This window comes from Myxococcus sp. AB025B (assembly GCF_006518215.1).
In the GTDB taxonomy this organism is placed as follows: domain Bacteria; phylum Myxococcota; class Myxococcia; order Myxococcales; family Myxococcaceae; genus Myxococcus; species Myxococcus fulvus.
The window spans coordinates 19,884-41,069 of record NZ_SRLW01000054.1 but is presented as its reverse complement, the minus strand read 5'-3'; the positions used below and the strand labels follow the sequence as shown (position 1 = coordinate 41,069).

The 21,186-nt window shown below is 69.0% G+C and carries 17 protein-coding genes and 1 pseudogene; 14 read left to right on the top strand and 4 right to left on the bottom strand.

Features of this window, described 5'->3' with window-relative positions; genetic code table 11:
- The 11 genes and pseudogenes from FL311_RS11740 to FL311_RS11690 form a co-directional block, all read left to right on the top strand.
- Window positions 1-309, top strand: a pseudogene (locus tag FL311_RS11740) (tRNA uridine-5-carboxymethylaminomethyl(34) synthesis enzyme MnmG); the annotation flags it as partial.
- Window positions 310-407: 98 nt separating this feature from the next.
- Complete coding sequence (gene rsmG / locus FL311_RS11735; protein WP_141325125.1) at window positions 408-1,061, top strand: 16S rRNA (guanine(527)-N(7))-methyltransferase RsmG; 654 nt, start codon at window positions 408-410, stop codon at window positions 1,059-1,061.
- 628 nt (window positions 1,062-1,689) lie between these two features.
- Window positions 1,690-2,358 carry a hypothetical protein gene (locus FL311_RS11730; protein ID WP_141325124.1) on the top strand — a complete coding sequence of 223 codons (669 nt, stop codon included), beginning with the start codon at window positions 1,690-1,692 and terminating at the stop codon, window positions 2,356-2,358.
- A 211-nt stretch (window positions 2,359-2,569) separates the two neighbouring features.
- The gene (locus FL311_RS11725) at window positions 2,570-2,932 is read left to right on the top strand and encodes a VOC family protein (protein ID WP_141325123.1); all 363 of its coding nucleotides are present in this window, start codon (window positions 2,570-2,572) and stop codon (window positions 2,930-2,932) included.
- 6,733 nt (window positions 2,933-9,665) lie between these two features.
- On the top strand, window positions 9,666-9,986 hold the full coding sequence (locus FL311_RS11720) for a hypothetical protein (protein ID WP_141325122.1): 321 nt from the start codon (window positions 9,666-9,668) through the stop codon (window positions 9,984-9,986).
- 292 nt (window positions 9,987-10,278) lie between these two features.
- Entirely contained in the window at window positions 10,279-11,082 is an 804-nt protein-coding gene (locus tag FL311_RS11715) for a ParA family protein (protein WP_046718730.1), read from the top strand.
- A 93-nt stretch (window positions 11,083-11,175) separates the two neighbouring features.
- Window positions 11,176-12,069 carry a ParB/RepB/Spo0J family partition protein gene (locus FL311_RS11710; protein WP_141325121.1) on the top strand — a complete coding sequence of 298 codons (894 nt, stop codon included), beginning with the start codon at window positions 11,176-11,178 and terminating at the stop codon, window positions 12,067-12,069.
- Window positions 12,070-12,072: 3 nt separating this feature from the next.
- Window positions 12,073-12,519, top strand: coding sequence for a bactofilin BacM (gene bacM, locus FL311_RS11705; RefSeq protein ID WP_141325120.1), 447 nt, complete (start codon window positions 12,073-12,075; stop codon window positions 12,517-12,519).
- 3 nt (window positions 12,520-12,522) lie between these two features.
- Window positions 12,523-13,056 carry a hypothetical protein gene (locus FL311_RS11700; RefSeq protein ID WP_141325119.1) on the top strand — a complete coding sequence of 178 codons (534 nt, stop codon included), beginning with the start codon at window positions 12,523-12,525 and terminating at the stop codon, window positions 13,054-13,056.
- Window positions 13,057-13,462: 406 nt separating this feature from the next.
- Window positions 13,463-13,930, top strand: coding sequence for a CoA-binding protein (locus tag FL311_RS11695; RefSeq protein ID WP_141325118.1), 468 nt, complete (start codon window positions 13,463-13,465; stop codon window positions 13,928-13,930).
- A gap of 197 nt (window positions 13,931-14,127) precedes the next feature.
- A complete protein-coding gene (locus FL311_RS11690; RefSeq protein ID WP_141325117.1) occupies window positions 14,128-14,313 on the top strand; it encodes a hypothetical protein in 186 nt (61 codons plus the stop codon).
- Between the two features lie 74 nt (window positions 14,314-14,387).
- On the opposite strand, the gene egtD is transcribed toward FL311_RS11690, so the two are convergent.
- Window positions 14,388-15,410: an L-histidine N(alpha)-methyltransferase gene (gene egtD / locus FL311_RS11685; RefSeq protein WP_141325129.1), complete on the bottom strand. Its 1,023-nt coding sequence runs from the start codon at window positions 15,408-15,410 to the stop codon at window positions 14,388-14,390.
- Between the two features lie 18 nt (window positions 15,411-15,428).
- On the bottom strand, window positions 15,429-16,772 hold the full coding sequence (egtB, locus tag FL311_RS11680; protein WP_141325116.1) for an ergothioneine biosynthesis protein EgtB: 1,344 nt from the start codon (window positions 16,770-16,772) through the stop codon (window positions 15,429-15,431).
- A 193-nt stretch (window positions 16,773-16,965) separates the two neighbouring features.
- Between egtB and FL311_RS11675 the strand changes: the two genes are divergently transcribed.
- Window positions 16,966-17,355, top strand: coding sequence for a response regulator (locus FL311_RS11675; RefSeq protein WP_228556823.1), 390 nt, complete (start codon window positions 16,966-16,968; stop codon window positions 17,353-17,355).
- A 12-nt stretch (window positions 17,356-17,367) separates the two neighbouring features.
- Here FL311_RS11675 and FL311_RS11670 read toward each other — a convergent pair whose 3' ends face one another.
- On the bottom strand, window positions 17,368-17,559 hold the full coding sequence (locus FL311_RS11670) for a hypothetical protein (protein ID WP_141325115.1): 192 nt from the start codon (window positions 17,557-17,559) through the stop codon (window positions 17,368-17,370).
- A gap of 402 nt (window positions 17,560-17,961) precedes the next feature.
- On the opposite strand from FL311_RS11670, the gene FL311_RS11665 reads away from it, so the two are divergent.
- Both FL311_RS11665 and FL311_RS11660 read left to right on the top strand, forming a co-directional pair.
- Complete coding sequence (locus FL311_RS11665; protein ID WP_046717225.1) at window positions 17,962-18,492, top strand: hypothetical protein; 531 nt, start codon at window positions 17,962-17,964, stop codon at window positions 18,490-18,492.
- A 185-nt stretch (window positions 18,493-18,677) separates the two neighbouring features.
- On the top strand, window positions 18,678-19,058 hold the full coding sequence (locus tag FL311_RS11660; RefSeq protein WP_046717224.1) for a helix-turn-helix domain-containing protein: 381 nt from the start codon (window positions 18,678-18,680) through the stop codon (window positions 19,056-19,058).
- Window positions 19,059-19,174: 116 nt separating this feature from the next.
- On the opposite strand, the gene FL311_RS11655 is transcribed toward FL311_RS11660, so the two are convergent.
- Window positions 19,175-21,145, bottom strand: a complete 1,971-nt coding sequence (locus FL311_RS11655; RefSeq protein WP_141325114.1) for a serine/threonine-protein kinase — start codon at window positions 21,143-21,145, stop codon at window positions 19,175-19,177.
- Window positions 21,146-21,186: the final 41 nt, after the last annotated feature.

Here is a 21,186-nt window from a genome sequence, read left to right as displayed (position 1 = left end):
GGGGAGGACGTGGCCGAGGAGGTGGAGGTGGAGGTGAAGTACGAGGGCTACATCGCCCAGGCCGCGCGGGCGGCGGCGCGCGAGTCGGAGGCCACGGACCGGTGGCGGATTCCGGAGGGCTTCCGCTTCGGCGAGGTGCGGGGGCTGAGCAAGGAGGCGGCGGAGAAGCTGGCCTCGCACCGGCCCTCGACGGTAGGGCAGGCCCGGAGGATTCCCGGGCTGACGCCCACCGCGGTGTCCCTGCTGCTGGTGGCGCTCAAGCGCGTCTCGGGGCCCTCGGGCGGCGGGGACGGACACCCCCTGGAGTGATCAGGACTGGGGGTGTGGATAACGTGTGGGAAACTTTGGGGATGAAAATCCCCTGAATGATTCCGGGGGGTTGCGACTCCGCCGGCTGTGGAGGGGCTGTGGATAACACGCGGTTCGACGATCTGCTGGCATCCGGTTGCCAGGCGCTGGGCGTGTCGGTGGGGCAGGACGTGGGGCCCCGGTTGCAGCAGCTGATGGCGGAGCTGCTCAAGTGGAACGCCAAGGTGAACCTGACGGCGATTACCGCGCCGGAGGAGGTGCTGGAGAAGCACTTCCTGGACTCGCTGGCGGTGCTGCCGGAGGTGACGGGCGCGGCGTCGCTGTTGGATTTGGGCGCGGGTGCGGGCTTCCCGGGACTGCCGTTGAAGATTGCGCTGCCGTCGCTCGGCGTGACGCTGGTGGACACGGTGGGTAAGAAGGTCGCGTTCATCAAGGCGGCGGCGGCGAGCCTGAGGTTGCAGGGCGTGCGCGGGCTGCATGCGCGCGCGGAGGGACAGCCGGAGACGGAGGGCATCCCCCGCGCGGAGCTGTTGATTGCCCGCGCGTTCATGGACCTGCCGGATTGGTTGGGATTGGCGCCCGCGTACGTGGCGGAGGGCGGGCGCGTGGTGGCGATGCTCGGCAAGGCGCAGACGGACGCGGAGCTGGCGGCGCGCGCGGAGGAGCGCGAGCTGCGCGTGGTGTCCTCCCGCGCGTACCGGCTGCCGTTCTCCGGCGCCGAGCGCCAGGTCGCGGTGTTCGCGCGGCGGTAGGGGAGGGGAGGCGAATGCGTTCGCCAACGCTCCCTCCCAGGTGAGCCGATTCCCTCGTCCAGAGGGAGAGGCTCACGACGAACGCCACGTTGGCCGGGTAACTCGCGAGCCACGGTGGTGTCGTCGGCACTGTCTTCGCGGCGGCGGCGATGGGTTTTCCCATCCACCCGCGGAGCTGGGAGTCGCTTCGGTGACGCGGGGTTCTCACCCTGCGCCCCGGAAGATGCGGGCCGTGCTCCTCGACTTGTGACGCCCTGGGAGATGGCTATCTCCCGGCGGACCGGAAGGAGGACGTGCTGGAGGTCTTCGAGCGCGCCATCCGACGGGTTCTCGAGGACGCCGTGAGCGACACCGGTTCCGGGCCTCGTTCCTCGTGGAACCCACCCGGAAGTGGAAGGCGCTGAACCCTTGAGCATGGTGGGGGAGGGGAGGGGTTGTGAGGCCCTTCTCCTGAGTCGTGTGCGTGAGTGGGCGCATCGGACAACGGTCATCGGGTTGCGATGGATTGGGGTGGACCGAGGGCTCATTCGAGCAACTGTTGTGAGGTTTCAGCGGTCGTCGCCGGAGTGAGGAGCCCCTACTGAAGACCGTGGATGTCGACGTTAGGTTCGAGGTGGAGGTGTCCTGGATGAAGCCGCTTCCGACGGACCGCCCCGTGGTGTGGGGCGATGACGAGCCCTCGAATCGTTTCATTGTCGCCGCCGCGGAAGTCCCGCTCGCGGACTTCGAGCGACGCTGGGGGCCCGCGCATCAGCGGGATGCGGATGGCGACGGATGGGGACCCACTCGTTATTGGGGTTGGCGCGCGGACTGTGGCTTCAAGTTCGTCGTCGCATACCTGGAAGTGAAGAACTTCTTCCAAGTCATCGCGCGAGAGGACGAACTGGACCATGCGCTCGCGCACCTCGACTGGTGGCGGGGTGAGGTGGTGTGGCGATTGGATGCCGACGAGCCTCGCGCAAAGGACGGTTGGGCGGTGTACCGGCAGGACGATACGGGCAATCGCCATGATGTCTGTGTGATGGGCCAGCGAAGTCATGCCGAGTGCCTGGCGCGCAGGTTGGAAGCGCGGGCGCACAAGCAGTGGTACGCGGTGGAGGCGCGTGGAACACCGCCGGTTCCTCCGCCGCGTCCGCGTGAGGGTTGGGCCGTGGTCCGACAGGATGAGCACGGCAATCGCGCGGAGGTGGCCGTGTTCTCGAGTGAGACGCGCGCCCGGGAGCTCGCCGCCGCATACGACGCGGAGCCTCGACACAAGCAGGCCTACTTCGTGGAGCACGTGCCCCCAGAGTCCTGAGCCGTGGGGAGGACCTTCAGGGTCGGATGCTCGCTCGCTGTTCTTCGCGAGCTGCGCTGATGATGGAGTGGATTCCTGCCAGCGCATTGCCGTTCGGGAACCTGGAGGCACCGGACAGCGCCAAGCTGCGTGCACCTCGTCGAGCGCGTGGTGCGCGCAGCAGCGCTGTCACGCGGATGGATGCCGTCCTCGACGAGAGGATGGAGCTGGCATGGACATGGGGAAGATGCGGGTGGCGCGTCCGACGAAGAGTCTCGCGCCCGTGGTGAGGTTCTATCGGGAGGGGCTCGGCTTCGAGCTGCGAGGTGGCTTCGAGGACCACGCGGGCTTCGACGGAGTGATGCTCGGTTGTCCGGGCCTGCCCTACCACTTGGAGTTCACGGTGGAGAGAGGCCATGAAGCTCCGCGTGCGCCGTCGAAGGAACACCTGCTGGTCTTCTACGTGCCGCAGCGGGACGAGTGGAAGGCGAGGGTGAAGCGCATGGTCCAAGCGGGCTTCGAACCGGTGCGCTCGCACAATCCCTATTGGGACGTGAATGGGATGACCTTCGAGGACCCGGATGGCTACTGTTAATGCGCACGCTATTTGATGGTTCCACGGCGTTCCACGGACCGGCTCGTTGATGGGCACCTTCAGCAAGCGTGCGGAACCACTGGAGTCCATCACGAGCGTGCGCGACCGGGTGTCACCGCCGATGATGGGCGCGTCTCCAGGCGATTCCCCTTGGGGAATCGACGGTTGCAGCCTGAGCCGGAGCACGAGGCGGCTCAAGGCTGCCCGGAGGGCACCGCCGCCAGGCGGCCGTAGGGCCTTGAACCGACTCGGGATTCCGGCCTCCATCAGCCAGTCGGCTCACTCGCCCATCAACAAGCGCGCTCGGTAACAGCTACCGCGTGGTGCTCTATCAAGGTGAGTGGACGCGGTAGTGCCGTGCATGCGTCGGCTCGGTGAAGCGTCACTGCTCGCGTGGGACGGGCTCCGGTACGAGTGCTCGCGAACGCGCGAGGTGTTCGTGTTCTTCGCGCGCCTCTGGTGAGCGAGGCTTGGACGCGCATCATCTCCGTGGTGATGAGGGCACGGGCCGTGGCGGAGCAGCCAAGGTGCCGAGCGCTCTCCGAAGTGAATCGGCGCACGTACGAGGAGCCCATGGGTCGCTGCAGCGACGCGCGCGCCAGCCAGTGCTCCATGGTGCCAGACAGAGCCTTGCTCCAACGCCAACACGTGAAGCGTGCGTGCATCCGCTCCGTTGGATTCGGCGGGGTGCGGTGTGCCTGGCGCAGCGTCGAACGGCATGCGTCGAGGGCATGCGAGCGTTGCCTGACTTCGCGTTGCCGAGAGGTTGACGTGGTCACACGATCACCGTCGATGCGGTGGTCTTGGATGAAGCCTCGAAGAGGGCGGTGGAGACTTCGTCAGCCAGCGCGGGCAGGGTGGCCGTGATGAGGTCCGCCTACCCGCACGCGTCGAGACATTGATGGGAGCACCACCGCGCGAGTTCTCCCATGAGGTCCTCGGGCGCGAGTGTGAGCGATGGCCACTGACTCATGCATGAGGCGATGCTCTCGCCGGACTGGAGAAATCAGCCGCGGGGTGATGGAGCTCTACGACTCCGTGGAGACGGTCCAGGGCCCGCTCGCACCACTGCATCGGGAGCAGTTGAATCCAGCGAGTTGTGCGGCCAGGTGCAACGCGTGTGAGCGAGCTTCGACCGTGTCGGATGCGTCAGCCCTTCGAGTGGCTGGGTCCATGCCTTCAACCAACCGATGATGGGCTCGGTCTGTTGCGCAGGGACCAGGCTTCCCGTGAATCGGATGTCCGCGGGCTCCGCGAGCTGTCGACGCGGAGCGATGGGTAACGCAGTCCCTTTCATCCTTGCCCGTGACGGGCGCCGCATGAACCGCTGTCGTGACGACACGACGAACTGATGCAGGTGAGTGCGCGGCCGATGACCGAGCTGGGTTCCACGTGGAACGCGGGTGAAGGCGGAGTCAGGTCCCACGCAGGAACAGTGAGCGGCTTCTCGATGGAAGCCCCTGTTCATGAAGTGGAGGTGGCGCGGAGTGGGGGAGGGGAGTTTTGGCGCTGCTGAGTGCACGCTGAAGCACTGCACCGGACGAGGTTGTCGACGTCAGCGGAGCAGCCGATGGCGTTGCGTGTGGCTCTCGGTTGGGCACCGAGCAGACAAGCCCCGCTTCCGTCGACGCACGCCTCTTCAAGGATGCGAGCCAGCAAGGAGTTGGGGGTGGTTCCTGGAGAAGGCACCCGAGCAGCGCCATGCCGCGGCGGAGGGTCGACGAGCCGTCGTGCGAGCTGAGCCCCGTTCCAGCCGGGAGCACTCCGGGCCCGAAGGGCGGCCCCCTTGCTTGCTCTCAGCGGTTTCGAAGTGCCGGCCGATGACAGGTCACCAGCCGCGGAGAGCGGACGCGGACCGAGACGCCCCCGAGCGGAGCCACCCATGCTTTCGCGTAGCGGTCCGGAATGTGTCGGCCGAAGGCTGGACGCCGCCCATGGGGAGCGCGGATGCGGACCGAGCCGCTGACCTGGCGTGGAGACCGCCGGGTCCCCATGCGTCGGGTCCGGGATGTCGGTCGGTGGATGCCAGCCTCGCTGCATGTGGAGCGAGGCCTCGGTCCATGAAGGGGAAGCGCGCCGTCAGTGCCTTCGGGTGACGATTCGAGATGTGGGCCGTTGCCAACTCACGTTCGACTGGGTCCGAGACTGCGGCACGGGTGGCAGCGACGTGCGGCTGGTGGTGGTCCCCACTCTCGCGATGCGCTTCAGTCGGATGAGGGAGTGCGAGTCGATGGTCGTCTTCGCGGAGGGCGCAGACACCGCAACGAAGACTCAGGCCACCACGGGGTGGATGCGAAGCAGGTCGGGCAGTCCGCCGATGACCACGAGGCGTTCCAAGTGGAACGCGATGTGGCCATGCAGGTGGGCCATTCGGTTGATGGAGGTCGAAGCCTTCGCGATGACCATCGACGGGATGAGGGACGGGCGACGGACTTCTTCATGGAAGGCGCCGGGCAGCAGGAGTCAGTCCTCACGCTGTCACCACGCTGGAAGTGACGAGGGCCGATTGGCAGCCGATGACCGCGTGGTGTTCCACGTGGAACGCGCACCTCCATGTGGCGTGTGCCAGCGGTCTCGCTGACCCCGAAGCCGCGAAGGTGAAGAGGTCCGCGCCGAAGCCATGCCGTGGTCCAGGTGGAAACCGCACATCCTCATGAAGCATGTGCAGACGCTCCGCGAGCCTCACTGCCACGAAGGTGGGGGCGTCCGCAGCGGTGCCATGTCCTGTTCCACGTGGAACGCGCATCCGCAGGCGGCGTATGCCGTCGCCTCGCGGGTCTCCCCGTAACGAAGGTGGAAGCGTCCGCAGCGGTGCCATGGCCTGTTCCACGTGGAACCGTGCATCCCCATGTGGCGTGTGCCGTCGCCTCGCGGGTCTCCCCGTTACCAAGGCGGAGGCGTCCGCAGCGGGACCGTGGCCTGTTCCACGTGGAACCGTGCATCCCCATGTGGCGTGTGCCGTCGCCTCGCGGGTCTCCCCGCCACGAAGGTGGAGGCTCCGCCGCGGTGCCATGGCCTGTTCCACGTGGAACCGCGCCGCTCCAGGTGGCGTATGCCGTCGCCTCGCGGGTCTCGCTGTTACGAAGGTGGAGGCGTCCGCAGCGGGACCGTGGCCTGTTCCACGTGGAACCCTGCATCCGCATGAAGCGGTGCTGTCGCCATGCTGGTAGCGCCGCCATGAAGGTGAATCGGTCCGCACCGAGCTCGTGCCGTGTTCCACGTGGAACCACGCACCCTCGTGCAGCGCGTGCCGGTACTGCCTCACCTGGTCCTGTCGCCACAACGCGAAGCGGTCCGAACCAAGGTCGTGCCGTGTTCCATGTGGAACGAGGATGAGCACCGCGAAGACGTCAGCCGAGGGTCTGACCGTTCCACGTGGAACGTGGACGCGGGCCATGAAGGCACGGGCCTGCCGAGCTCTCACCACGAACCAGGAAGAAGAGCAGGGGTGTCCTGTCCGCATCGCGGTTGAGCAAGGCGCAGCAACGTGAAGAACAGCGGACGGTGCACGTGGATGGAGAGCTGTGAAGGCGAGGCCTGTTCCACGTGGAACGTGGATGCACCGGTGAAGGTGGCATCACGTTCGAGGTCGCATCGTCATGAAGCACGAAGACGGATGCGGCGACCTCGCGTGTTCCACGTGGAACGTGGATGGGCTCCACGGGGGCCGCCCGCATCGATGTGGGGAGGCGCGGGATGCAGGTGGGGGGCCTGTTCGTGTTCCACGTGGAACAAGGACGGACTCCAGCCAGCGGGTGCGCGTACGCCCATCATGTGGAGCATCACGAGAAGCAGGTGGAGACCTGTTCGTGTTCCACGTGGAACGTGGAGGGCCATCACGGATGCACGCAGGCACCCCTTCGAAGTGGTGCAGCCTGGACAGCAGGCGGAGACCTGTTCGTGTTCCACGTGGAACGTGGATGCGCATCACGGATGCACGCAGGCACCCCTTCGAAGTGGCGCAGCCCGGGCTGCAGGCGGAGGCCTGTTCGTGTTCCACGTGGAACGTGGAGGGCCATCACGGATGCACGCAGGCACCCCTTCGAAGTAGCGCAGCCTGGGCAGCAGGTGGACGCATGTTCGTGTTCCACGTGGAGCTTGGGTGGCGCCTCAAGGGTGCACGCAGGCACCCCTTCGAAGTGGCGCGGCCTGGACAGCAGGTGGAGGCCGGTTCGTGTTCCACGTGGAACGTGGATGCGCATCACGATCGGGTGCTCGCACTGGTGTCACCAGGTCCGGAGCCGTGAAGGTTCGAGCCGTGTTCCACGTGGAACGTGGGCCGGACGTCATCTGGTTGAGCACCGCGAGGCGCTGCATCCATGAAGGCTGCGGTGGCCGCTCCGCCGTTCCACGTGGAACGGCGATGAGCGTCACGCGGCGGTGCTCGCGCAGGTCGTCATCTGGATTCGAGCGTTGAAAGGCAAGCCGTGTTCCGCGTGGAACGTGGCTCGGACGTCATCGGGTGGAGGACCACAAGGCGGCCTGGAGGAAGGCTTCGATGGTGGCTCCACCGTTCCACGTGGAACGTGGATGAGCGTCGCGCGGCAGTGGTCGCGCAGGTGGTCACCTGGGTTCGAACGTGGAGAGGCGTGGCGTGTTCCACGTGGAACGCGGGAGGGAGGCCGTCCGGTCGAACCCGGCACGCCACCACATCGATGAAGGCTCCGATGGTGGCTGCACCGTTCCACCTGGAACGTGGATGAGCGTCACGCGGCAGTGGTCGCGCAGGTCCTCACCTGGGTTCGAGTGTGAAGGGCATGCCGTGTTCCACGTGGAACGTGGATGAACATCACGCGGTTGTGCTGGCGCACGTCGCCAGCTGGGTTCGAGCGTGGGCGGCTGTGCCGTGTTCCATGTGGAACGGGGAACGAACACCCCCAGGTCGTGTGCGGCTCGAACGCAGCCATGAGGTTGGCGAGGAGGCGCTGATGGCGACTCCTCCGTTCCACGGGAACACGCATGGGCGTCGCGAAGCCACCGCATGCGTGGCGTGGCAGCCGTGTGGACTGGTTCGAGAAGTGGCGGAAGGTCGAACCCGCGTTCCACGTGGAACGCCGCGGGGTGAGTCCGCGCACGGCCCCGGCCATGGGCACGCCAGGAGCTGGCGATGTCAGGACGCGTTCCACGTGGAACCTGGATGCGCACCGCGAGGTGAGTGGATGACGACGTCGCAGCGGTGAGGCGCGACACGACACGCCAACGGGTGGCGGCACGGTTCCACGTGGAACGTGGAGGTTGGACCTGGAGCCACGCGGTGACCGAACGGCATCGGCGCGAAGTGACGATGGAGGGCCATCCCGGTCCCGGGCGGAGCGTGGCGCGGGCCCAGGCGTTTCGAGGCGCATCGCCGCGAAGCAGTGAGAAGCCAGTGGAGGCCCGTTCTTGTTCCATGTGGAACGCGGATGCCTTCGAAGCAGGTTCCGTGGTGCCGGCCGCGCATCGGTTGCTGAATGCGGCCAGGAGCAAGGTCGACGCTGCCCGGGCTTTGGTCCACGTGGACACATGGACGTGTGGATGTCCACGCGTGGCGCCGCATCAGGTCCTGAGCGGGACGTGAGGCCAACGAAGGCCGCGGTGTCTGCTCCTCGTGGAACGTGAACGAAGGCAGGGAGGCTCTGCCGCGCGCGCGTCGGCTGCGAAGCGGCAAGAGACGTCGACGGATGTCAGTCCACGGTCCAGGTGCAACGCGGGCCGCGGCATGAAGGTCCGGACCTGGGTGCCGGTGCATCGGTTCACATGCAGGGCCTGGGTCTGATGTCGGCGGGTGCCTGTTCCATCTGGAACGTGGACGAGGTCGTTGCAGGCCGTGGTTCGGATGCGACATCGGCGCGGAGTCCGAGCAAGGTCGGTGGAAGGTCAGTCCCTGCCTCCGTGGATGGAGCGCATGACAGCCCAGCCAGCGGCGAGGCGGCGGCGATGCGCGGCAGCGAAGGCGAGTGGGTCGCTGTCTCGCATGAACGTGGAGGAGGTGATGCAGGTCCGTGGCTCGGCTGCGGCATCGGCGCGAACCCGGGGGAGGGCGATGGGCGGTCGTTCCGCTCGAACGAGGTCGATGGAGGCGGGCTCCTGTCCCGTGTGGCCCCGGACCCGGAAGAAGGAAAGGAAGGTCCAGCCACGTGTGACCTTGCATCCGTGCGGCGCAACGAGAAGTCGATGGAGGTCGGTCCCTGCTCCACATCGAACGCGGATGCGCGGCATGAAGAAGGTCCAGCCCTCCATGACTCGGCATCGGCGCGACGCGGAAGCGAGGTCGATGGCGGTCGGTCCGTGGTCCATGTGGAGGGCCACTGGAAAGCGATGCGTTGCACGGCCTGGGAGCGAAGCGGCGTGAGCTCACGTCGACGCGCCGAACCGAGCTTCGCGGGGACGGGCCTCACCGAGGTCTGCGCGACCTGTCACGACATCGGTCTGAAACGCGGGTGGACGTCGCGAAGGCGGGTCCTCGTGGCGCCGCGTCGGTGAGACGCAGCTCGAGAAGCCGGCCGCGGGCTTCGTCGAACCTCACATGAACTCCCCTCAAGAGCCACGCTGCGCTGTTCACGTGATGAGGCCAGGCCCTCGTTCAGGAGGTGCTCGAGGTGCGCGCCGACAGGTCATCGTGTTCCGCGTGGAACGCCCGCCCGGTTCGCGTGACGGAAACACCCACCCACGCTCCACGCGGAACCTCGTGTCCGGACTCCTCCCGTCCCCGCGTCCACGCGCGGCCACCCGCTCCGGATGGAAGGAAGACCCCATGCCGCCCCACGACGACGCGACGCTGTCCGACATCTCCAAGCGATGGAAGTCCGCGCTGCTCATCGAGAGCTGGCGGTCACTCCCCGCCGCGTCGCGCGAAGAAGTCCTCGCCGACATGGAGGACTCAGCTCGCACGCTCCGCGACCACGACCCCAAGCTGTCCGAGTCCTACGTCGCCGCGATGGACGCACTCGATGTCGTCGGCCTCGATGGAACCCTGCTCCTCTGGACCCAGGCCACGGACGACGTGCGGCACCTGCTCGACGAAATCACGCGCCTGCGCGCCGAGCTCCAACGCGAACGCACCCGCCTCAAGTAACCCATGCGCCTCCTTATAAGGAGGGCATCCGAGCGAGCCCGTTGCGGCACCGTGGACCCAGGATGCCAGGGCACCGCTCGCCGGGTTCTCCAGCATGAAGACGGCTCTTCCAAGTCTTCGGAATCAGGCCGTTTGGAAGGCTGGCAGGCCCTCGGAGGAAGCGTTCGCGCAACGTGCGCCGCGAATTTGATCCGACACCGAGGCGCATGTTAGCAGCGGGATCAGCGTGCAACCGTGCACCGCATCACGCACGGCGCCTGGCTCTCGCCGGGCATGAGAGAGGATGGGGCTCGTGGGTCGAATCATCTGCATCTCCAATCAGAAGGGCGGCGTGGGCAAGACGACCACCGCCATCAACCTGGCCGCGAGCCTGGCCTCCGCCGAGCGCCGCACGCTCCTGGTGGACATGGACCCGCAGGGCAACGCCGGCAGCGGCCTGGGCCTCAAGCAGGACAAGCTCCACGGCACCATCTACGACGCGCTCCTCAACGGTCGCCCCATGAAGGAGCTGTTCCACCCCACTGAGCTGCGCTACCTCCAGGTCGTCCCCGCCACGCCCGACCTCACCGGCGCCGAGGTGGAGCTCGTCGGCCAGGAGAACCGCGAGTTCCGCCTGCGCGACGCCCTGCGCCCGCTCGCCGCCGAGTTCGACTACATCATCATCGACTGCCCGCCCTCGCTCGGGCTGCTCACCCTCAACGCGCTGTCCGCCGCGGACTCCGTCCTCATCCCGCTGCAGTGCGAGTACTACGCGCTCGAGGGCCTCTCCCAGCTGACGCACACCATCGACCTGGTGAAGCAGGGCCTCAACCCGGACCTGAAGATGGAGGGCATCCTGCTCACCATGTTCGACGCGCGCGCCAACATCGCCCACCAGGTGGTGGAAGAGGTGCGCGGCTACTTCAAGGACCAGGTCTTCCAGGTCGTCGTCCCGCGCAACGTGCGCCTGTCCGAGTGCCCGTCCTTCGGCAAGCCCATCATCCTCTATGACATCAAGTCGAAGGGCTGCGAGAGCTACCTGGCGCTCGGCCGCGAGTTGATGAAGCGCGACACCCCCAAGTCCCCCCGTCAGGCGCCTCGTCGTCGGGTGGCCTGAAACCTTGCCGCGCGTCGTGCGCCACCGTCACGCCCGGTCCGCTCGCGCCGCCCATGCCCGCCGTGAGTCGACTCACGGCGCCGGAGTCATGTCTTGGTGAAAGCAGACACGCAGAAACGCGCTCTCGGTCGCGGTCTCTCCGCGCTCATCCCCCAGGCCGCTCCCGGTGGCGGCAAGGCCGCCGAGCAGGCCGCGCTCAAGGCGGGCGTCCTCAAGCTCCCGATCGAGTCCATCCACCGGGACAAGGACCAGCCCCGCCATCACTTCGACGAGGAGAAGCTCAAGGAGCTCACCGAGTCCATCCGCGTGCAGGGCGTCATCCAGCCCATCCTCGTGCGCAAGGACCAGGACGGCTACCGCATCATCGCGGGTGAGCGCCGCTGGCGCGCGTCCCAGGCCGCGGGCCTCAAGGAGGTCCCCGCCATCGTCAAGGAGGTGACGGAGGTCCAGGCCTTCGAGCTGGCCCTGGTCGAGAACCTCCAGCGCGCGGACCTCAACCCGATTGAAGAGGCGGAGGGCTACAAGCGCCTCACCGACGAGTTCAAGCTGACGCAGGAGCAGATCAGCCAGCGCGTGGGCAAGGAGCGCTCCACGGTGGCCAACGCCCTGCGCCTGTTGGCCCTGCCCGCGGACGTCAAGGGCATGGTGGCCGACGGCTCGCTGAGCATGGGACACGCGCGCGCGCTGTTGGGCGTGCCCCGGCTGCCGGAGCTGCAGAACCTGGCCAGGCAGGTGGCCGAGAAGAAGCTGTCCGTGCGTGACACGGAGCGGCTGGTCCAGCAGAGTCGCTCCAACGGCAAGAAGGATGCGGGCAAGACGCCGCCGAAGCAGAGCCCGCAGGTGAAGTCCCTGGTGGAGGAGCTCCAACGTCGATTGGGGACGAAGGTCCGGTTGACCGAACGAAGCCCGGGAAAGGGCACCATCGAGGTGGACTTCTTCTCCTACGATGACCTGGACCGGCTGTTGAAGCTGCTCAGGAAGGAGTAGCGCGTGGCGCTCCTTGGCGGGAAGAAAGACGAAGCACCCAGCAGGCCCTTGTTCAAGCGGGAGGAGGAATCCGTGTCGCAGCGCTCTGGTGAGGTCCATACGCTTCTGGGCAAGGGAAGCGAGTTCGAGGGGAAGCTCACCTTCGAGGGGCAGGTCCGTATCGACGGGAAGTTCCAGGGGCAGATCATCACCAAGGACGTGCTCGTCATCGGGGATGGCGCCAAGGTCCAGGCCGAAATCCAGGCCGGCACCGTCATCATCAACGGGCAGGTCGAAGGCAACGTGAAGGCGACGCAGATCATCGAGCTCAAGACGCCCGGCCGCGTGAAGGGCAACCTGGAGACGCCGTCCCTGTCGATGGACCGGGGCGTCATCTTCGAGGGCTCGCTGAAGATGGAGAACCTGGGCGGCAACACCCGTCCTCCTCCTCCTGGCGGCGAGAAGAAGTAGCCGGTGCGGCGCGCCAGGCACATCGCGTCCGGCGTGGTGCTGGCGCTGCTGTCCGGGTGCAAGGGCTGCGACGGGGGGAAGGACTCCCCCGACGCGTCCCCCCCGGAGCAGACCTCACGCTCGGGCGTGAAGGTGCCGCTGCCGGAGGGCTGGTCCGCGCAGGTCGCTCCCGATGACAGCTTCCAGGCGGGCCCTCCCGGCCGCCCGGTGCTCCGGGTGGACCTGCGACGCGGCAAGGGTGAGGAGATGCCCTCCGTGGAGGACCTGGCCGACCGGGTGCGCGCGGAGTCGAAGAACTTCGAGGTGTCCCTCGACCAGGAAGAGGAGAAGGACACCTACGCGCTGCTGCGCGTGACGCTGGCGCCCAAGCAGGGTGACGGCGGCATCGGCGCCGCGGCGCCCGCGCTGTTCGGCGCGCGTCGCGTGGGCAACGACCTGTTCCTCTGCGCGACGCTGCCGGGGGCCACGCCGGAGGATGTGCGGCTGGCCACCGAGGCGTGCCGCGAAATCGAGGTCCAGGCGGCGCAGCCGCGCTGAGCCTCACGGCGCACCGGGGGCTCCCGGGCGCGCTGCCCACGCTCATCACCGCGAGCCTTCCTCCGACGCGCCGTCATGCCTCGGCGGGTGGGCGCATCGTGGCGCGCGGCTGTCTCCTCGCGGCGTGACCTCCGACGGAGCGTCCCCCTGCTCCTCGTGGAACAGCGGCCTCCGTGCCGGCTGTCCGACACAGGTGGCGACCCCTCTCGCCCCTTCGAGCAGGCGAGCGGCAGGGCCCCGCTCGGCTCGTATCCCCCACGAGCGCAACGCCGCCTGTCCTGGGGCGTCTGTGGCTGGGACTCGGCCCTCGCGGGTGCGCTGTTCCCCGAAGGTGGACGGCTTCGCGAGAATGGGCGCGTCGCTGCTCGCGGCCGATGTGGCACGGTGGCTCGTGGTGGAGGTGGTCATGGACTGGAGAGCGAATCTCATCGAGGACGACGCGGGCGTCTGGGACGTGCTCACGCGCTCCCGACGGGTGGCGGTGCTGGGCATCCGCCCGGAGAGTCACGCGCACAAGCCCGCGCACTCGGTGCCCGCGTATCTGCAGAAGCACGGCTACGACATCGTGCCCGTGCCCGTGCACGGCGAGACGGAGCCCATCCTCGGGCGGCCCGTGTACCGCGCGGTCGCGGACATCCCCGGACAGGTGGACCTGGTGCAGGTGTTCCGTCGCCCGGAGGACATCGACGCGCACGTGGCGGACCTGCTCGCCAAGAAGCCGCACGCGGTGTGGTTCCAGCTGGGCATCCGCAATGACGCCGCGGCCGAAAAGCTCGCGCGCGCGGGCATCCGCGTGGTGCAGGACCGGTGCATGAAGGTGGAGCTGGCGCGGCTGTCCCAGGAGCGGGAGCTGTCCGGAGCGAGTCCGGCGTGACGCCCGGGAGCAAGCAGGCGTGGCGCGGTCCTGAACATTCCGCGAGCGCCAAGCGTCCCACGCATTATGGAAGGATGGAGTGGGGACTTCCCCATTCCGTCGCGAGTCCTTAACCTTGTCGTTACCCCGGCCCGTGGTGGGTGAACACCCCGACCCATCCCAGGACCTCCACGCAGCGCCCAGCAAGGAGTCCCCGCATGTCGTTCACCGGAATGCTCCCCCTCCACCTTGCCACCGTGGACCTCAGCCCCGTGGGTGAGCGGCTGTTCGCCGCTGGCGGGCTGGCCGTCACCGTGCTGGCCGCGCTCTGGTACGCGTGGACGCGCCCCGTGGCGCAGCCCGTGCCCGTGCGCGTCTCCTCGCGTCGCAACCCGCGCCGTTAGTCGTCGCGCGGTGGTTGAAGCCCTCGGGCCCGAGGGCAGGGTGACACCCGACCCCAGGCCCGAGTCCGGACGTCTCAGCCGCGCTTGAGCGCGAGCGACAGGGCGAAGTCACCCGCCTCGTCCGTCCACCACGCGGCAAGCCCCAGCCCGGCCGCGTCCAGCTCCGCCTCCACGCGGTGCTGTTCGAACTTGCAGCTGACCTCCGTGCGCAGCACCTCGCCCGCGGCGAAGTCCACGCGGCGCTTGAGCGACTGCATCCACACGGACTGCTCGCGCCGCGACACCAGGCGCATCTCCACCCAGCGGTTGTGCTCGTCGAAGGGCGCGAAGTGCTCGAACCCGTTCGGGTCGAAGTCCGCGCCCAGCTCGCGGTTGAGCACGCGCAGCACGTTGCGGTTGAACTCCGCCGTCACGCCCGCGCTGTCGTTGTACGCGGCGTACAGCCGCTCGCGGTCCTTGATGAGGTCGGTGCCCAGCAAGAGGCCGTCACCCGGGCGCAGGCCCGAGGACAGCTCCGCGAGGAAGCGCGCGCGCTGCGCGGGCTTCAGGTTGCCGATGGTGCCTCCGAGGAAGGCCACCAGCCGCCGTCCGCCCTGGGGCAGCCGGTTGAGGTGGTGCTCGAAGTCGCCCACCACCGCGTGCACGCTGATACCCGGGTACTCGCGCGCCAGCGTCCCCGCCGCGCGGCGCAGGAAGGACTCGCTCACGTCGAAGGGCACGAAGCGCGACAGCTGCCCCGCCTCCTCCATCGCGTCCAGCAAGAGGCGCGTCTTCTCGCTGGTGCCGCTGCCCAGCTCGATGAGCGTCGTGGCGCCGCTCAGCCGCGCCACGTCCCCGGCGTGGGCGAGCAGGATTTCGCGCTCGCGCCGCGTGGGGTAGTACTCCGGCAGGCGGGTGATGTCGTCGAAGAGCTGGCTGCCGCGCTCGTCATAGAGCCACTTCGGCGACAGCTCCTTGGGCGTGTTGCACAGCCCCTCGAGCACCTCCTGCTTGAGCGCGCGCCGGGCGTCCCCCGGCCTCACGTAGACCTCCACCTTCACCCCGGGGAAGCCGTTCGGCTTCTCCTCGAGCGTCGTCGTCTCCACCGCCTCCACCATCGAGCTCATCGCCTCTCCTCACGCCTCTGACGCACAACGAAAGCCGGCGAAAATCTGCCGGCGGATGGGGTAGTCCCAGTTGCGGAATCCGTTGCGGACCGCCACCGGTGCGCTCGCCCACGCTCCTCCTCGCAGCACCTTGTAGTCCTCGCCGAAGAACACCTCCGAGTACTCGCGATACGGGAACGCGCCGAAGCCCGCGTAGGGCTGGAAGTCGCTCGCCGTCCATTCCCACACGTCGCCCAGCAGGCCCCAGACCCCCTCGGCGCTCACGCCCTGGGGGTGGCTGCCCACCGGCAACGGGCCCCACGTGTCTCCACCCAGGTTGGCGTGCGCGGCCGTGGGAGGTGCGTCACCCCACGGGTGCTCGCGTGTCACGTCGCAGGCGCCGTGCGCGGCGCGCTCCCACTCGGTCTCCGTGGGCAGGCGCTTGCCGGCCCAGCGTGCGTAGGCGTCCGCTTCGTACCAGCACACGTGCTGCACGGGCTCGTCCGCGGGCAGCGGCTCCACGTGAGCGAAGCGCCTGCGCAGCCACCGTCCTCCCCGCTGCGGCAGCCAGAACTGCGGATGGGCGAGCGCCTGTGCGCGCACGAAGTCCCAGCCCTTCGGGTGCCACCAGCGCGGCTCGGCGTAGCCACCGTCCTCGATGAAGGCCTGGTACTCGCCGTTGGTGACGGGGTGCGCGTCCAGCAAGAAGGGGCGCACCTCGCGGGTGTGCATGGGGCGCTCGTTGTCGAAGGCCCACGGGTGGGTGCTGCCCAGCCGCGCGACGCCGCCTGCGATGAGCACGGGGCGTCGCGAGACAGGCGCGGGCGCGGGGCGCGCGGGCACCGGCGGCAGGCGGTACTCCACCTCCGTCATCAACTGGAGCGTGGCCGCGAGCGTCTCCGCGTGCTGCTGCTCGTGCTGCGCCACCATGCCGAAGACGTAGCCCCCGGCGAGCAGCGGCGTGTCGCCGTCCTCGGGGACGTGCTCGGACAGGTGCTCGCGCACGGCCTCGCGCACGCGCGCGGCGTAGGCGAAGGCGGACTCGGGCGGGAGCAGCGGGAGCGTGGAGCGCGTGCTCCTGGGATGTCGGAAGGCGTCGTAGATGGTGTCGAAGGCCGGGTCCGTCAGGGCCGGGGCCCCGAGCGCGCGCAAGAGCCACTGCTCCTCGTAGTTGGCCACGTGCGCGACGTCCCAGATGAGCGGCGACATCAGCGGCGAGTGCTGGTTCATCAACACCCGCTCGGGAAGCCCGGCGAGCATGCGCAGCACCCGGGCGCGCGCGGCCTCCAACTGCGCCCACGCGCGCGCCTTCCACGCCGGCCTCGTTCCATCCCCTGTCGGTGCTGTCGTCGAGCGGCCCATCGTGCGGGACATGGCGGACTCAACCTAGGGAGTGCCTGGGCGAGGAGGTAAGTCCCAGGCCCCCCGGGCCCGAGTCCCCCGTGCTGGAATGTACGCTTCTGGAGCACGCGGGACGTCTGGCCTCCCCCGCGGGCCGTGCCGACTTCTGTCCACTATCCCCGCGTCGTACAGGACCCCCGGTCGCCGCGAGGGGGAGGGGGCCTCTATGCTGCGTGCCATGTCCAGTGCTGCGAAGCACCGCACCGTGCTCGTCGTGGAGGACGAGGACGACATCCGGGCCGCCATCGCGGAAATCCTCGAGGGCGAGGGCTACGACGTCACCGTGGCCTGCAACGGCCGCGAGGCGATGGAGGAGCTGACGGACGTGCGCTATGTCCCGAGCCTCATCCTGCTCGACCTGATGATGCCGGAGATGAACGGACACGAGTTCCTCGAGCGGCGCAAGGCCATCGCCAGGCTGCGCAACGTGCCGGTGATGGTGCTCACCGCGGTGACGACGGACATCCCCCCGGGGGCCAACGGCCTGTTGCGAAAGCCCTTCTCCGTGGAGGAGCTGCTGGACGCGGTGCGGAGCATGCTGCCCATCGCGGCGTGAACCCGGCTGTGCTCACGGCTCACGCTCCAGCGACAGGAGCGTCAGCGTGCGCGAGCGGTCCTCCCACGCGTAGCCCAGCACCAGCCCGTGGCGTGAGAGCCGGTGGCGTCCCGCCCCGCCGCCCTCCGGCAACGGCCCCCGGACGGACGCGTCCCCCAGCCGCTCCAGCGCGCCCTGGAGCTCGCCGAAGGCCTCCGCGCTCATACGGCCCACCTCTCGCCACGCTTGGGGCGAGTAGTGGATCCGATGAGGTCCTTGCGGACGATGGCGAAGCTGCGCGGGCATCGACCGGAGCCCCATGCCAATGCCGTGCCCACGCGATGTCGCCTGGGACTCGGAGCATGGGTGCGGGGGAGATGGTTTGAGCCTGAAGGAGTTACCGCTCAACACCCTGGGAGACGGAAGAAACGACAGGTGGCGAGCGGGCGTGGGCTCGCGAGTCCAGGTGGGGGCAGGGCGAGCGCCGGGGCCGCCCTGGAGCGCCGTCCGCGTGCCCGAGGGGGAGGCGACATCCCGAGCCGTCGCCGTGTGCTGGCTGCCCGTGGATGGCGAACGTGCTCAGGTTGACACAAGGGGCGGACAGCGGCCCCGGACAAGGAGAAGCCAATGGCGGCACGGAGGCGGTACACCCCCTGGTCTGCCACGAACGGGCTGCTGTTCGGAGTGGCCGCGGGCGTGGTGCTGGCGCTCGCGGAAGTGGTGATGGCCCTGGCCTCGGGTGACAGCCCGTGGCGGCCGGTGCGCATGTCCGCGAGCGTGGTGTTGGGGCCACGGGCCTTCGGCGAGGACTACCCGCTGGGGACGTTGGTGATGCTGGGCGTGGGGATGCACCTGGCGGTGTCCGCCATCGTCGGGGTGTTCTACTCGTTCCTGGACGCGATGCTGCCGCCGGATGGACGCGGGCGTTGGGAGTTCCAGGCCGCGGTGGGGATGCTGTTCGGCATCGGCGTGTGGCTGGTGGACTTCCAGTTCGTCGCGCGTGGCTACTACCCGTGGTTCCTCGACGTGCCGCAGTTCGCCCAAATCGTGTTGCACGCCGTCTTCCTGGGGCTGCCGCTGGCGATGCTCTTCACGGCGGCGGAGCGGCGTCGCGCGTTGATGGACATCGCGGAGAGCACACCGTCGTCGGCGCCGTGAGGCGGGGGCTCGCCAGAGCGCGTGGGAGGCGTGCCACAGAGGCGCGGGCGGGTGCGACGCGAGGCGTCGCGCGTGTTTGAAAAAACGCTGAAGGTATGGTGAAAGTACCCGACCTTCAGGGTTATCCAGGGGCCTTCGGGGTGCCTGGAGCACGGCCCCTCCTTTCGTGGACGACTGACACAGGCATGGACACAGAACTGGCGAGCATGCTGGGCGCGGCGGCGAGGGCCGCCCGGGTGCGGATGGGACTGACGCAGGCGGATGTGGCGGAGCGCATCGGCATGGCGTCGGAGGTGTACGGGCGCCTGGAGCGGGGCCACATGCTCCCCAGCGTGCAGAACCTGCGGCGACTGTGCGTGGTGCTCAACGTGCCGCCGCACCAGCTGCTGGGGTTGGGGGATGACCTGGCGGCGCCGCCTCCCGCGAAGGACAAGTCGGGCGCGAAGGCCCGCGAGGACGACACGCCGGAGATGCGGCGGCTGATGCGCAACCTGCGCAAGCTGTCCCCGGTGCAGCTCAAGCTGATGAACCTGGTCGCCTCGGCGATGCAGCAGAAGAAGAAGTGACGCCTCGCGGCCCCGGTGCACGGGGCCGTGGGTGACGGCGCCCTCCTCGCGAGCCTCGTGGGTTCGCTGGAGGAGGGGCCGAGGGGGGCTGCCGACCTGAATCGCCGAGGAGGTCGTCACGGGCGCCGGTCGCGGATCCGCTCGGGGCGGGGCGACTGGAGGGAGGCGCCGGGGTGCGCGGCGCTCTCCAGGGCGGACTCCAGGGTGCAGCGCAGGGCGGCGAAGGTGCCCCCGAACAGGAACAACAGGCCGAGCCACGTGCCCGCCACCCAGAGCTTCCGCGCGCGGCTCCAGTGGGCCGGGTCCACCCGGCGCAGCCACGCGAGCGCAAGGGCCTCTTCTGTCGGAGTGATGCGCCTGGGGAGCGCGCGGGTCCCTCGGGGTGGGGTGGAACGCGGGTGGGCGCGCCTCGCCTCGGAGGAGGGGCGCGGGTGCGAGTAGGCTCCCTCGGACGGCGTCCTCGTGCGACGACGCGCCGCCTCATGTGGATCCGCGGTGTGCCCGAAGGTCCCCTCGGAAGGGGTCCTCGGGCGCGGGCGTCCACCCGCGCGAGGCTCCGCGCCGCGCTCGTGTGAGTGGGCGCCCTCGGAAGGGGTTCTCGCGGGACGACGCGCCGCCCCGTGTGGCTCCTCGCCGCGCTCGTGCGAGTGGGCGTTCTCCGACGGGGGCCTCGAGTGGAGACGGGTCGCATCGTGCGGCTCCTCGCCGCGCTCGTGCGGGTGGGCGTTCTCCGCAGGGGGCCTTGCGTGGGGATGCACCGCCTCGTGTGAGTCCACGGAGTGCTCGTGAGGGAGTGCCTCCGCGGAAGAGGTCCTCGCCTGGAGATGCGCACCCTCGTGTGAGTCCACGGAGTGCTCGTGAGGGTGGGCCCCCGCGGAAGAGGCCCCCGCTTGGAGATGCGCACCCTCATGTGGATCCACGATGTACTCGTTAGGGTGGGGCCCCGCGGAAGAGGTCCTCGCCTGGAGATGCGCACCCTCGAGTGGATCCACGATGTGCTCGTGCGTCTGGGGGGCCTCGGATCCGAGGACCACACGGGAACCTCCCGACGAGGTCGCATGCCGCAGGTGCCGTCGAGCCAGTCGCACGGGCCACGGACTCTCGGAGGCGTCGTCCGGTGACACCTTCCTCCGTGTCGCCTCGGAGGCCGAGGGCGACGTCGTCCGTGGGAACAGCGGCCGGTCCCACTCGGGCGTCGCCGAGCGCAGCGCCGCCTCCAGCGCCGCGTGCAGCGAGCCGCCTTCCTGGAAGCGCTCCTCGGGCTTCTTGCGCAGCAGCCGCTGGGTGATGGCGTCCAGCTCCATCGGGACGCGCTCGTTCAGCGAGGACGCGGGCGCGGGCATGCGCGTCTCGATGTGCTCGGAGAGGACCTCGCGCGGCAGCGTGAGCGAGAACGCCGGCGCGCCCGTGAGCATCTCGTGCAGCGAGACGCCCAGCGCATAGAGGTCATCCGTGGCGCGGAAGGCATAGCGCGCGGCGCGCTGAGCGTGGTGCTCGCGGTGGAAGCGCAGGGCCTCCGGGCTCCGGTACTGGGGCGTGCCCGGAGGCAGCGGGCCTTCGGTGAGGGGCTGCGACTCCGCGTGGTTGGCGCTGCCGAAGTCCACCAGCACGGGCGACTCGTCCGAGGCGCGCACGAGGATGTTGGAGGGCTTGAGGTCCCGGTGGAAGACGTGGCGCGCGTGCAGCTCCCCCAGCGTCCACGCGAGCTGGGAGAACAGCCGGGCCACCCGCCGCGCGGAGGGGGCCTCGCGCTTCACCCACGTGGCCAGGGTGGCACCCTCCACGTAGTCGAGCACCACGTAGTGGTACCCCGTCCGTACATCCGGCCAGCGCCCGTGCGCCCAGACGCGCACGACATGTGGATGCACCGCGTGCAGCAGACACGCGAGCTCCCGGACGGCGCGCGCGTCCGTGCGGTCCAGGTCCTCGCTGCCCGGTCCTCGCAGCGCGAACTTGAGCGCGTGCAGGCGCCCGCCCTGCTCCACCTGGAACACCGCGCCGAAGGCGCCCTGGCCCAGCCGGGCCCGGACGCGCCACGGGCCCACCTTCATCCCGGGACGCAGCGCGAGGGGATGGCCCGTCGTCATGGCGTGCCTCGGGGGCTGTGGGCCATGCGGGTGACGGGGGA

Bases quoted from the DNA above. Each gene is read 5' to 3' on its own strand.
- FL311_RS11690 (WP_141325117.1), top strand. From the start codon at position 14,128: ATGTCGTTCACCGGAATGCTCCCCCTCCACCTTGCCACCGTGGACCTC.
- FL311_RS11675 (WP_228556823.1), top strand. From the start codon at position 16,966: ATGCTGCGTGCCATGTCCAGTGCTGCGAAGCACCGCACCGTGCTCGTC.
- egtB (WP_141325116.1), bottom strand. From the start codon at position 16,772: ATGTCCCGCACGATGGGCCGCTCGACGACAGCACCGACAGGGGATGGA.
- FL311_RS11670 (WP_141325115.1), bottom strand. From the start codon at position 17,559: ATGAGCGCGGAGGCCTTCGGCGAGCTCCAGGGCGCGCTGGAGCGGCTG.
- FL311_RS11665 (WP_046717225.1), top strand. From the start codon at position 17,962: ATGGCGGCACGGAGGCGGTACACCCCCTGGTCTGCCACGAACGGGCTG.
- FL311_RS11720 (WP_141325122.1), top strand. From the start codon at position 9,666: ATGCCGCCCCACGACGACGCGACGCTGTCCGACATCTCCAAGCGATGG.
- FL311_RS11655 (WP_141325114.1), bottom strand. From the start codon at position 21,145: ATGACGACGGGCCATCCCCTCGCGCTGCGTCCCGGGATGAAGGTGGGC.
- egtD (WP_141325129.1), bottom strand. From the start codon at position 15,410: ATGGTGGAGGCGGTGGAGACGACGACGCTCGAGGAGAAGCCGAACGGC.
- FL311_RS11660 (WP_046717224.1), top strand. From the start codon at position 18,678: ATGGACACAGAACTGGCGAGCATGCTGGGCGCGGCGGCGAGGGCCGCC.
- FL311_RS11725 (WP_141325123.1), top strand. From the start codon at position 2,570: ATGGACATGGGGAAGATGCGGGTGGCGCGTCCGACGAAGAGTCTCGCG.
- FL311_RS11695 (WP_141325118.1), top strand. From the start codon at position 13,463: ATGGACTGGAGAGCGAATCTCATCGAGGACGACGCGGGCGTCTGGGAC.
- FL311_RS11730 (WP_141325124.1), top strand. From the start codon at position 1,690: ATGAAGCCGCTTCCGACGGACCGCCCCGTGGTGTGGGGCGATGACGAG.